The sequence below is a fragment of the Cytobacillus citreus genome (assembly GCF_018343665.1).
In the GTDB taxonomy this organism is placed as follows: Bacteria; Bacillota; Bacilli; order Bacillales; family Cytobacillaceae; genus Cytobacillus; species Cytobacillus citreus.
The window spans coordinates 960,490-973,370 of record NZ_JAGYPM010000001.1; the positions used below are offsets into that span (position 1 = coordinate 960,490).

At 36.2% G+C, this 12,881-nt stretch carries 12 protein-coding genes; 3 read left to right on the plus strand and 9 right to left on the minus strand.

Translation table 11 applies throughout. The features are described from left to right. Nucleotides 1–149: 149 nt before the first annotated feature. Nucleotides 150–908 carry a hypothetical protein gene (locus tag KHA94_RS04750; RefSeq protein ID WP_213100950.1) on the plus strand — a complete coding sequence of 253 codons (759 nt, stop codon included), beginning with the start codon at nucleotides 150–152 and terminating at the stop codon, nucleotides 906–908. Between the two features lie 33 nt (nucleotides 909–941). Here the strand turns inward: KHA94_RS04750 and KHA94_RS04755 are convergent, their stop codons facing one another. Then, on the minus strand, nucleotides 942–1,748 hold the full coding sequence (locus tag KHA94_RS04755) for an RDD family protein (protein ID WP_213100951.1): 807 nt from the start codon (nucleotides 1,746–1,748) through the stop codon (nucleotides 942–944). Nucleotides 1,749–1,849: 101 nt separating this feature from the next. On the opposite strand from KHA94_RS04755, the gene KHA94_RS04760 reads away from it, so the two are divergent. Beyond that, nucleotides 1,850–2,830 carry a stage II sporulation protein M gene (locus KHA94_RS04760; protein ID WP_213100952.1) on the plus strand — a complete coding sequence of 327 codons (981 nt, stop codon included), beginning with the start codon at nucleotides 1,850–1,852 and terminating at the stop codon, nucleotides 2,828–2,830. On the opposite strand, the gene KHA94_RS04765 is transcribed toward KHA94_RS04760, so the two are convergent. The 8 genes from KHA94_RS04765 to KHA94_RS04800 form a co-directional block, all read right to left on the minus strand. Beyond that, on the minus strand, nucleotides 2,808–4,109 hold the full coding sequence (locus KHA94_RS04765) for a DUF58 domain-containing protein (RefSeq protein ID WP_213100953.1): 1,302 nt from the start codon (nucleotides 4,107–4,109) through the stop codon (nucleotides 2,808–2,810). The two genes, KHA94_RS04760 and KHA94_RS04765, sit on opposite strands and share 23 nt — an antisense overlap. Before the next feature lie 7 nt (nucleotides 4,110–4,116). Beyond that, nucleotides 4,117–5,046, minus strand: coding sequence for an AAA family ATPase (locus tag KHA94_RS04770; protein WP_213100954.1), 930 nt, complete (start codon nucleotides 5,044–5,046; stop codon nucleotides 4,117–4,119). Continuing rightward, on the minus strand, nucleotides 5,043–6,182 hold the full coding sequence (locus KHA94_RS04775) for a DUF4350 domain-containing protein (protein ID WP_213100955.1): 1,140 nt from the start codon (nucleotides 6,180–6,182) through the stop codon (nucleotides 5,043–5,045). The genes KHA94_RS04770 and KHA94_RS04775 overlap by 4 nt, the downstream gene beginning before the upstream one ends. An 11-nt stretch (nucleotides 6,183–6,193) precedes the next feature. Next, a complete protein-coding gene (locus KHA94_RS04780; RefSeq protein ID WP_213100956.1) occupies nucleotides 6,194–6,835 on the minus strand; it encodes a DUF4129 domain-containing protein in 642 nt (213 codons plus the stop codon). Between the two features lie 15 nt (nucleotides 6,836–6,850). After that, complete coding sequence (locus KHA94_RS04785) at nucleotides 6,851–7,759, minus strand: hypothetical protein (RefSeq protein WP_213100957.1); 909 nt, start codon at nucleotides 7,757–7,759, stop codon at nucleotides 6,851–6,853. 225 nt (nucleotides 7,760–7,984) lie between these two features. Then, a complete protein-coding gene (locus tag KHA94_RS04790) occupies nucleotides 7,985–8,257 on the minus strand; it encodes a hypothetical protein (RefSeq protein WP_213100958.1) in 273 nt (90 codons plus the stop codon). Nucleotides 8,258–8,346: 89 nt separating this feature from the next. After that, nucleotides 8,347–10,326: a hydantoinase B/oxoprolinase family protein gene (locus KHA94_RS04795; RefSeq protein ID WP_213100959.1), complete on the minus strand. Its 1,980-nt coding sequence runs from the start codon at nucleotides 10,324–10,326 to the stop codon at nucleotides 8,347–8,349. Between the two features lie 17 nt (nucleotides 10,327–10,343). Then, nucleotides 10,344–12,371 (minus strand): hydantoinase/oxoprolinase family protein, encoded by a 2,028-nt coding sequence (locus KHA94_RS04800; protein WP_213100960.1) that lies wholly within the window; start codon nucleotides 12,369–12,371, stop codon nucleotides 10,344–10,346. Between the two features lie 165 nt (nucleotides 12,372–12,536). On the opposite strand from KHA94_RS04800, the gene KHA94_RS04805 reads away from it, so the two are divergent. After that, nucleotides 12,537–12,845, plus strand: coding sequence for a DUF3870 domain-containing protein (locus KHA94_RS04805; protein ID WP_057770420.1), 309 nt, complete (start codon nucleotides 12,537–12,539; stop codon nucleotides 12,843–12,845). Nucleotides 12,846–12,881 lie beyond the last annotated feature (36 nt).

Here is a 12,881-nt window from a genome sequence, read left to right on the forward strand (position 1 = left end):
CCCTTTAAAGGTTTTAGTAAGTTATACTAATTATATTATAGTATATCGTTTAACTTGCACTTAAAAAACTGAGATAATAAATGATTAATCGCAGGTTATTGCTATTCTAAATCTGAATGGCATGAATAACTAAGAAAGGATGAAGTAAAATGGCTTCCGTTTCTCCAAAATTATGTAGTATTTCTTATCTTCCACCTAAGGGGGATTATGAAATTTTTGTTGATGAATCCCATTATGCAGAAAAACTAAAAGAATGGGGATTATCTTCTAAAAAACAATTTCTCTATAAGGAAAAAAATCTCCAATACTTAGTAACAATTAGAGGTTATGAGGTTTACGGTAAAAATGAGGTATTTAATACAATTATTATTGAATTTCAAGATGGGAACTTAAGCTGCATTCATCCAGCTTACCTAAAAGAAATGCAGGCATCTAGCTTCGGAAAGGGCATATTTACTGATGCTGCTGATACCTCGATCCCATCTGATCAAAATAGCGATCAGCCAATGAAATCTTCTAAAGAAGAAAAGTCAAATGAACCAGTAAAGAAGAAGGAAAAGAAAGAAAAGCCGGGACAATTAACACTTCCAGAAGAAAAAGTACATTTTTCTGCAATAGTAAAGCAATTTGCTTTAAGTTGGAATAATTTTAATGAAGAAAATGATGAAGTAATAGTTTTGGAAAAAGTGATAATACAGCAGGATGAACCAATTGAAGTGGGTCTCGCATGGTGCTCTCACTCCAAAACATTGAAGAAATTCGAGCTTACACCAGGTGATGGACTAGAATTCGACGGAAAGATTGTAAAAAAGAAATTACCTAAAGGTAAAGATGTAGAGGAAGAATTTATCGTAGATGTTCCCGTTTTATATAAAATTAATAATCCATCAAAAATTAAAAAAGGCTAAAGAACGAGATTTTCGTTCTTTAGCCTTTTTTCTTTACAATTCATATTCCCATTCATCCTTTAATTTTAAATAAAGAATTAGAAGAATATCTTCTAAATTTTGATAATTTTTACCTGACATTTCTATTCCTGTTTTCGGCAGCACAATTTTAGCAACATTTATTGTTAATTGATTTCTTTCATCATAAGGTAATTGCATAAATCGGTTGGAATAGGTTTTTACAAGGTTCCATTCCTTTGTATCAAAAGATTTCAGAGCCCACTCATCAAAATCAATGTCATCTTTCGTAAGTCCGCGTTTTTCGATTTCCTTTTCTATGGCTGTTTGCTTATTCTTTTTCGTCTTTCTTTCATGAACAACGATCGTCCCTGCGACAAGATCTCCAATTCTCTTATGCTTTGAATGGAAAAAGATCATGATTAGGCCAAGGAAATAATAAACGGGCAAAGAATCAATGATACGCAGGAAATTTCGGATAAAGCTTGATAACAGTGTAATGCTGTGTCCGTTATCCTGAATTACTCTTATTCCGATTACTTTCTTTCCAATTGTTCTTCCTCCTGAAAAATATTCAAAAGCAAAGAAGTAACCCCAATTAAGAATAAATAATAAAATAATGGCAATTGCAAGCGAGACAGAATTCATATTAGCCCAAAGCATATAGTCTGGCTGATCAACTATAATGAAAATAAGAAGGACGATGATTAAAATGTTTACAATCATTAATATTAGCTGGTCAATAATAAAAGCAGCCGATCGGCTCCCTAGTCCAGCAAGCTGAAATTGAAGTGATACATATTCAGGAGTTTTTATGCCAACTTCTTCATGATTTTGATTCAATGTTTTCCCTCATTTCCTAGGTGAATTTCCCCTGGTTGTTTCTATTTTTCTACAAAGTTACTATAATAAGGAGAATAGCAATAATTACAAGAGGTGTTTATATGAATGTTAAGCAATTTGTAAAGCAGCACCGAGATGAATGGAAACAGCTTGAGTTATTGGCAGTAGTTCTTCAAAAAAAAAGAAATAACTTTTCTGGAACTGATATCAATCAATTCAATCGATTATACCAAAAAGCTGCCCAGAACCTTTCATACAGTCAAACATATTTTCCAAATGAAGAAGTAACTCAATATTTAAATTCTCTTGTATCGAAATCACATAATCTTTTGTATAAGGATCAAATGACAAGTGTTAAGCAGATTCGTTATTTTTTTAGCACTAAATTCATTGGTCTATTATTAGAACAATGGAAATTTATTATTGTTGCCATGCTCCTCTTTACACTTGGAGCAGCGGGAAGCTTTTTTTCAGTTGTCAATGATCCATTGCATATCTACTCCATTCTCCCAGCGGAAATGGCTCAAGGGGTTGATCCTGAACAGCTTGGCAGCAGCGATGGAAATGTGGATTCCTCCCTTATGTCTGCAAGCATTATGACAAACAACATCCAAGTAGCCATATTAGCTTTTGCTGGGGGTGTTACATTTGGACTTTTAACTGTTTATTTATTAATTTATAATGGCATTTTGGTTGGCGCACTTGCAGCTCTATTTTGGCATTACGGAAAATCCTATGATTTTTGGGCCTATATTGTCCCCCACGGAATGATAGAGCTTACAGCAATTTTTATAGCAGGCGGTGCAGGACTGTTAATGGGTTATAAGCTTTTTGTACCAGGTAATTTCACAAGAGGTTTTCAATTAAAGCAGCAAGCAAAGCGCTCAGTTCAATTATTGCTTGGTACGCTTCCATTATTTGTTTTAGCTGGAATCATTGAAGGCTTTATCACGCCTGCTGCTATTTCATTAGAAGCAAAGTATGCAGTTGCTTTTTTAACGGTCATCGGACTTATACTATATATCGCTATTGGAAGAATAAAATTGATGAAAAATCAGACTATAAGAGATTTCGATTCATAATGTCGATATAGTGTGACACAGCTGCGACAGCAAGTTTTTCTTCACGGGCCTCGATCATCTGGAGGCCTAGCTTTTCCCATTTTGCTTTTTCCTTCTTCTTATTAAGCATTTGTTGCTGGGCCATACTCTTTACCATTGTATCCTGGACATTAGTTGGTATATCCTTAACCCTCTTTAGAAGTGTTTCATCCTCAATTCCAATCATTAAAAATAAATGCTTTTGCCTTATGCGCTTTAAATAAATGAGTGCACTTTCCTCATGCAAAAAGGTACGGACATCGCTAAATAATAACAAAAGACTTCTTTTCTTTTGTATCATTCCTAAATACTGGAATACAGCTGCATAATTCGATTCTACCGCATCCACGTTGATATTATAAATAGCTTGCAAAATGGTCTGCATATGAGCCATCCCTTTTGCTGGAGGAACAAAAACTTTTACTTCTTTGGAAAACGCCAAAACAGATACATAATCACCTTTTTTTAATGCGGCAGCAGCTACCGTTAATGCGGACTCAATCGATTTCTCAAGCCGATTTCCCTTCTTCAGTTCGGCCCCCATCATTCTCCCGCAATCAATTAAAATCGTAATATACTTCCCATGCTCTGGCTCATATTCATTCGTCATGACTTCATGCAGCTTAGCTGTTTGCCGCCAGTTAATTTTACGAGGATCATCCCCTACAACATAGTTTCGAATTTTTGCGAAATCCCCAATCCCACTTTGCTGCTTCCGGATTTTTATTCCCTCATATAATAAAAATGCTTGGGCATTTTCTAAATAATTCTTTGTTTCGGATAGATCGGGAATGACTTTAACGGACATCTGTGATTCAAAAGTAATTTGCTTTTCCCATAGTCCGAGGAAGCTCGAATAACGTAAATAGAGCTTATTAATCTCGTATTTTCCTCTCGTTGTTGCTCTTGTTTCATACATAGCGTGTGTAATCGAATCATTTATTGCTTTCCCATGAAGTGGAAATGATCTGGAAAATGTTTGAGGAACCCCATCAGTTAATCGAAAGTGAATAGGATATGGAGACATATTATTCACTTCAATGCTCACATAATAGGGAATTCCTCTTTCCATTTCATCCGGAAAAATCCGTTTAAGTGAAATCTGCTTTTTTTTCGGTGAAAAAAAAAGATCTAATAAACTAGCTGAAAGCACAAAGCCATTAACAAACAATATCAATTTCCATGAGATTTCTGAAGCAGTCCCAACTATTAATATAATGGTTACTATTAAGAAAATGAATAATAACCGTTTCGTTGGCACTATCCCCCTATCTTGGAACAGGAACCGACCCCACAAGTTCTTCAATGATTTGGTCAACGGTTGCTCCCTCCAATTCTATATGTGGAGATAGTTGAATACGATGTCTCAATGCTGGTTTTGCTGTCACTTTTACATCATCTGGCGTTACATAATCTCTTCCGGATAAATACGCCCATGCTTGTGCAGCTTTTCCTATTGAAATCGCAGCTCTTGTGCTTGCTCCAAATCGAATGGAATCTGAATCACGTGTTTTTCGAACGATTTGCATAATATAGTCTAAAACGCCTTCCCCGATCGTGACACTCTTAATTTCATTTCTGATCGCTAAAAAAGTATTTAAATCAAGGATAGATGATACCTGATTGGAATCAAAACTATTTTCTAATACTTGCTTTAATACATTTTTCTCTTCATCAAAGCTTGGAAAATCAATTTGCAGTTTAAATAAGAAACGGTCCTGTTGAGCTTCTGGTAATGGATATGTACCTTCAAATTCAATCGGATTTTGCGTAGCAACTACAAAAAAGATATCAGATAACGGAAAAGTTTCACCTTGAATGGTTACTTGTTTTTCCTCCATCGCCTCGAGAAGAGCAGCTTGCGTTTTTGCAGGTGTACGATTAATTTCATCCGCTAATAAAATATTTGTAAAAACAGGCCCTTTCAATGTTTGAAATGTACTGTCTTTCATATTGTAGATGACACTGCCAGTAATATCACTTGGAAGTAAATCTGGCGTAAATTGAATTCGGTTAAAGCTTCCACCTAGAAGACTAGCAAGTGTTCTAACCATTTGTGTTTTTCCAGTGCCAGGGACCCCCTCTAGGAGTACATGTCCCCCAGATAAAATAGCAGATAGCAATAGTCTAAGGTTCATATGTTGGCCTAATATTCGTTTTTCATACTGCTCTAGTAAGGATGTTAATTCAGTCCTCATCCTTCTTCCACCTCTTTTCTTAACTGATCAAGCTTTTTAGACCACATTAAGTATTCTTGTTTATTAATTTTTTCTTTCCCAAGGACGTTTTCAATTCCTTTTATAAAGGCTTGAACTTCTGATGATGGCATCCTTTCCCATTTTTTCTCAAGATAACTAGACAAGTCATTCCATTGCATGTTATATGGGATTCTCCAGCGCTCTTGTAATACAATCTTTACATAATCAGCTTGGATATATAATGAGTCGCGATAATGGCGTCCTTTTATATACCAAGAAGCTAACGCTCTAAGCCCTTCATCACTGAACCTGACAGACTCTATTCTAGGAAGGTAAATAGGGCCGAAACGCTTTCCGGAATACCAGAGCCAAAGGAATAATATAATCGCTCCTTGAAGCAGTAGCAACAGGAACCACTTTGGATACAGTGTTGAAATTGTTGAAGCATTTTGTCCGCCATGAGTAAATTCATCAAATAATATACTTTTGGCATTTCCTTCATTTAAAAGAGAGATAACGAGAGTAAGATGATCATTGTTTAACAGATTTCCATTTATCATCCACTCAGGTGTTACGGCTACTATCAAATCTCCATTACCAATATTTCTTTTTACTGCAACAGGGCCAGCTTGATCATTTAATAATATGATATCCTCAGGTTCTGTTTGCAGGCGAAAGAAAGAACTTATTTCAGCTTTATAAGAAGCGTCAATATTATTATGTATTTCAATAACCTGATCTGAAGAAGGTTCCTTTTCAATTGGAAATGTATTAATATCAAACATACCTTTAGGATTTTTTTTCAATAAAAGAACTGTATTTCCTGCTTCGATAAATTTTTTATAGGCTTCCATTTCTTCATGCTTAGGAACAAAAAATGGTTCTGTCATGATGAGTAATTGTTTTTTGCCCATTTTTGGCAATAGCTTAGGGTCATGTGACCATCTCTTCGCTTCCATTTTATTATCTAAATATGTATATAGTCCTTTTACTCCCGTTGGTGAAGGAGAGTCAGATACATAATTTGGATATTGCTTTGGTTCGGGAGAATAAGCAAAGAAACCAATGACCATAAAAAGGATTAGAAGGATAATTAGCCATAGCCAAGTTCTTTTATTTGATTTTGCATTTTGCATGGCCATTTCCCCTACCCTTCCGTTCTTTCAACTGCTTCATTAAGCCATTTCATTGCTTCGGTTCGAAATGCTAAATATTCTTCTTTTTTAATCTCCCGTTCACCGTATGCGGCCTCATCAAATAAAAGGGCTAAATTGAAAAATTGATCAGCCCATTTTTGATTTTCCTTTCGCAATTCATCATAATACTCCCAATTTGTTTTCCATATTCTTGCTTCCAGCCAGCCCTTATCGTGAAAATAGAGGAGTAACGCTAAAAACAAATGGCGAGTTGATAGCGTATACTCTTCCAAGGCTCCTAGTTTATTCGCTTCCATAAGATGCTTTTGATACGACCAATCCATTTCTTTCATCGATTGCAAAGGATTTTTTTCCCGGAGCAAGCGGTTTCTGTATTGATTCCGTACGAGAAAGAACACGATTATTCCTAATAAAGCAATGACAGCAACAATGATGATAATGAGAATGAATCCTGCCGTACCATTTGACGGTGTAATAGACGGAAATAATTTTGCTAGCTGATCTGCTATCCATTCTTTCGCGTTTTCCCACCAAAGCTCAAGTGCATTTTTTGATTCGTTGTAATAAACTTTATATTCTTTGTCATTTAAGATTTTCTGAATCTCATCTCTTGCATTGCTTGAATTTATCATGAATTTTCACCTAGCTTAAATAGGTTCTTTGAACTCCGCGATCATATCTTTTATATCATCCGCATCATTTCTAATTTTCAAATCAAAATACATAACACCATATCCAACTGATAAAATCATTGTTGTAAATAGAGTAGCTAAGTTCACAATCATTGACAGAAGCACACTATTCCCTAATAAAACACTAAAGGTCATCTCTACCGTAAAACTAATGCTAGAAATAATAAAAAAGAAAAGAATATAAAGCCCCATTAAGATCCATGTTCGTTTATTTGTAAGTCTCCAGCTTCTCGTAAACCCTGGTGCGTCTCTATCAATGACTACAGAACCAAAATAAAAACTCCAGCGTGTTAATAAATATCCAATACCAACTGAAAATCCTAGAAATAATAGAATAGCTATGATGATACCAATAGCTGGATGCAAGAAACCAAATATGACACCTACAAAACTAATAATCATAATGGGTACAAATATAAACCCAAATACTATTATTCCATATAATATACTGCTTCCAAGGATTGGCCAAAATCTCGAAAATGCTTCTTTTATAACAGAGCCAACAGTGTATTCTTCATTTTTTCTTATGTGATTCAATGCGAATATGATTGCAGCCTCAGCAACAGGAAATAATATTAAACCTAATAGTCCAACAAATATTGTTCCTAAATTAGCACCAATGCTTGTCGCCATTTCTGATTCAGCAAAGCCTGATAGAATTTGTTCATACCAAACATTTCCGCTTCCAAGTTCCCTAAAAAAGCTAACACCAGATAGCAGTTGAATGATGGCTTGAATTAAATAAACCGGTCCCATTAAAATAAGTAAAATCATAAAGAAATCTTTAAAACGATTTTTACTTAAACTAAAGGTATGATCCAATATTTCACTAAAACTCTTTGGCTTATTAAACTTTGTGTCCAATATTATAAAACCTCCTTTTATTGAATAGTAATACCATCTATTTTATCATTCTTCCGATCAACTTTGAGTAAAAAGTTGTAAAAAAACGTAAAAATAGGGCCCAACCCCCAAGAATGAACAATTTCTTTTTGTGAGGGTCAGGACCTAGATAAAAAAAGAGTGTATGTTTATTTTTTATGTAACTAACCAATTCATGCAATGGTAAGTTTTCGCAATGAATTTTTTTTATACTATCATTTCATTAGATGAAACATCTTTCGCTTCTTTTTTTCTGTAATACTTACCCTTGGTTGTTATAGCTAAAACGATGGTAAGAATGAAAGCTAAGATTGCTGCGAAAAAAGCTGGTACATTTTGTAGAAAGACACCAAAAAATCCGAAAGCAGCAAACGCAAACGAACCAACAACGCTTGAAATAATTAATGATACTACGCCTACTGGATTCCAAGCATATAAATATTCTTGACGATGTTCAAAGTAATTGGGACCAATTCTCAAAACTTTCTTTACTACGAATGGCCATCCATTCCACCCATTACTTAAATTTTTTTATAAGAACAAGGGCCAGAAGCCCTTGCACTTTAAAGTTAATTCCAATAAGCTAGTGAACGTTTTTTCATAGATTTCCTAAATTGTTCAGTTGATTTCAACAATGCTTTATTTGTGGAATACTCCATAATCACTCCATATTGACGAATGACATCTAACTTATCAATCTCTTTATTTTGAAACATCTCTTCAACTTTCAAAGGATCTATCTCTAACCATTGTTTCCGATGTTTTCTTATTTTTTCCCTTTCATTCTTTGTTTCTTCGTAATCAATTTCAAATAGATCAATATCTCGATCAATTTCTTTTATTACTACACCGTAGTCCTTTCTTGCTCTTTCGATTGAGACATATTCATCGATCACATCCTCTAACAGAGCTTTTGGATCTCTTTCAAGAGGATCACCTAACCCTCCCCCACCAGCTGAGGGTCTGACAAACGAGTCTCCGCTTTTCACTTTAACATTAGAAAAAATAGCTCCTAAATATTGTGCATCCTCCTTACCTGGATTTAGCCAGGCCCCATGCGGATAGGATGGCAATCCTCCAAAAATCCCCCATGTTACCGAACGGGAACGGTCACAGCAATAAGACATGACTGAGTTATTAATTTTTGAGAGCACTCCACCTTTTTCAACACCACAGCCGCCTCTGTATTTTCCAGGTCCTGCAGAATCTGTAATGATTTGATGTTTCGTTGTAATAACAGGCGAGAGTCTTTCTTGTCCTTCACATGGCTGTACGCTCAATCCAACTCCAAAAACGGGAGAAGTGGCATTTACTCCATCGCGGTCATTACGGCCCCCGTGGCCTCCAGCCATCCAGTCATACCACATAAAGTAGCTATTATTAGTAGTTCTTTGATCGTTTCCGCCAATTAATAAGTACTCTAAGTTGAAGGAACAGGCAATCGCTCTTTCAGGCATGATGTTTGACCATAATTCAAAACAAGCATTCATTATCTTTTCATAAGCACCTGAACAGAACCCGGTCACAGCGATTGGAGCAGGAGCATTTACTACAGAGTTTTCAGGTAATTTAACTTTTACCACTCGATAAAAACCTGAGTTTAATGGAATTTCCGGGAAAAAGGTTTTTGTTCCTGCATACGTTGCAGATAATGAACCGCCAAAACCTGAATTTAAAAAACAGCTGATATATTGATGTGATCCACTTAGATCATACAAAATTTCATCTTTGGAAATGGTCATCTTCACATGAATGGGAATTAACCCATCTCCTAACTCTGGGTCCATGTCGATATAGTCGACTGTCTGCCAAGTACCTTTTGGTAAAGAGGAAATTTTGACTTTGGCTAATCGTTCAACATAATCTTGCACTTCTACGAATGCGATTAGCGTAGTTTCAATGCCGTATTTGTTTACGATCTCAAGCAATTGAGTTTGCCCTACTTTTGCAGCCTCTACTTGTGCTCGTAAGTCACCGCTTCTCTCTTCAGGAATACGCATATTGGATGTTAGGACGTTGACGACATCTTTTAAGTAAATCCCTTTACTATAAATTCGTACAGGTGGGATTCGAACCCCTTCACCATAGTGTTCTTTTGCATTTATATCAAAAGAGCCCGGAGTGGATCCGCCCATATCAGCCCAGTGTCCATTCGTCTGCATTAACGCAATTAATTTTCCGTCATAAAACACTGGCAATACAACACGTGTATCATTAAAATGAGTTCCGCCACGATATGGATCGTTCACTAAGAACACATCACCGGGATGAATGTCATCCTTAAAATATTCTAAAACAGCCTTCGCTGTTAAATGCAATGTTCCAACATGAACCGAAATGTCTTGTGTGCCTTGCATGACAGTATTTCCATCTGCATCACAAAGTGCGCAGCTAAAATCACGATTATAAATCACAAATGAATAACAAGTTCTTAAAATTTGTTCAGCCATTTGGTCAACGAGGTTGACAAAGCCATTTTTTAATACTTCAAAAGTAACGGGATCTAATCGATTTCCATGAGTCTGTTCTGAAACTTGATTAAAACTCATTGCCTTTCACCTCTTCATTATTTATTTAACGTGAGAATCAAATTTCTATATTCATCAACAAATGCAGTGAAGTCAGGTGGTATAACTGTTGTTGCATCAAGCTGATCAACGATAGCTGGCCCTTGGATTTCTGAGAATACTGGGATTTTTTCTCTATCAAAAACTTTTGTTGCAACAAATTTATTTTCAAAATAGACATCTCTCACTTCCTTGAGAGCATCTTCAAGACTGCCGGATGGACCGTACTTTGGAAATTCCGGCTTTGGGACGGTTCCCAATGCAGTTAATCGTAATCCGTATATCTCGACTGATTGTTTCCGATCCGAATAGGCAAATTCGCGTTCATGTTCCAGATGGAAAGCTTCCAATGCATCTTCTAATGAATACGCTTTCAAATTGATCTGTATAGCTAATGATCTCCACTGTCCGCTATATCTCATATCTAAAAAGCTCATTAATGTCGAGTTTTCTTTTGCCACTCCTTCTTCTTCTAACAATTCTTTTGCCTCTTTTTCCATTTTAGAAAACTCTAATTCTAGTTCATCTATTGTGACATGACTAAAATTCTTAACATATGTTTTTGAAATATCGTGACGTACATCAACAAGTAAGCAACCCATTGCTGCAGCTACTCCAGGATGAGGAGGAACAATAACTGTAGGAATTTCCATTTCCTTTGCTAAATAAGCTCCGTGTAACGGGCCTGCTCCCCCAAAAGCAACAAGAGCAAATTCTCTTGGATCATAGCCCCGTCTCACGGAAATCAACCTCAGTGCATCACACATATTTGCATTAGCAACTTCAATAATGGCATTAGCCGCTTCGACTGTTGAAAAATCAAACACTTTAGCAATTTTTCCAACAGCTTCTATTGCTTTCTCCTTATCTAGCTGCATTTTACCGTCTAAAAGATTGTTACCAAGGCGTCCAAGGACTAAATTTGCATCCGAGTTCGTAGGCTCCTCACCTCCTCTTGGATAACAGGCTGGACCAGGGGTAGCTCCTGCACTTTGCGGCCCATTACGTAGTGAGCCACCATCATCTTTCCAGGCTAAGCTCCCTCCACCTGCTCCGATGGTCAGTATTTCTATACTTGGAAAACCAATTGGGTACCCATATTCGATATACCAATCTTTCGTGATTCTAATATCGCCATCATACATGAGGGATATATCTGTACTGGTCCCGCCCATATCTAGTCCAATAGCGTTGTTAAAACCGCATAGCTTAGCGATATGTTTACTAGCTATTGCCCCTGCAGCAATACCAGAACTGGCAACTCTTGCAGCAAAACGCGGGACAGTACTAGAGGTCATGACCCCGCCGCCAGAGTGAAGAACGAGTATATCATCGTTATATCCTTTTTGTTCCATTTCTCCTTCTAATGTGTAAATGTATTTACTAATAATAGGGCCTAATACAGCATTTATAATGGTAGTACTCATACGTTCATGCTCAAATATTTCTGGCAAAACTTCATTTGAAATACAGATATATACATCTGGGAGCTCCTCCTGAAGAATCTCCTTTACCTTTTTTTCATTCTCGCCATTTACATAGGCATTCATAAAACAAACGGCAATTGATTCTGTTCCCCGTTTGTTTAATTTTCTTGCTAGATGACGGACTTCTTCTTCATCAATTTTTATTAGTACATTTCCGTTATAATCAATTCTTTCGTTTACTTCAAACCGATCTCGTCTTTGAATATATGGTTTTGCCGTATCTTTATAAGCATCCCATAAATCTAATTTAGTTCCTCTGCGTATCTCAGGAACATCTCGAAACCCTTTCGTTGTAATCAATGCTGTCTTCGGCAGCTTCCTCTCTATTAGAGCATTGGTACCAACAGTGGTTCCATGTGAAAACATCTTTATGTTTTCTCCTTTTAATTGGGCTTTTTCAATCCCATCAAGTATTCCACGTTCAGGATTTGAAGGAGTAGAAGCTGTTTTCGTAACAAAAATTTCCCCCGTGCTTTCATCGAAGACGAATACATCTGTAAATGTTCCACCTACATCGATTGCAAGTCTTGACTGTTTCATTTTGATTTACCTCCTATTACCATTTGTATATTTAATGTTTGTTTCAATATTATTAATATTCAGAATATAATTTAGGCAATTTTCTATATTTTTGGAGCCGTAATAGTTAAAATGAATATAGATTTGTATTATTCTAAAGATATAAAAAATATTAGGAGAGATATGATGAATACAATCTTTATAGCCGGTCATGCTAAATTACCTTCTGGAATGGCGGCCACGAATGTTTTTGAAACATTGACGATCACGGCAGAAATTGATAAGAAATATGGGGTTATAGTAGATGCTTCCTGCACATTAGCTACTGAACACGGCAGAGATTATATTACGATGCTATTAAAAGGCCATAGTTTAAGAGATGGTATTGATAAGCCTCAAGAATTACTAAGAAAAGGCTACTTAGGAAAGGCGAATAACGCATTAATTGCTGCCTTAAAGGATCTCCATAAACAATATGAAGTTCATTTTCAATAAAATATTTACGATAAAATTCGGGGGCACTCTAATTGA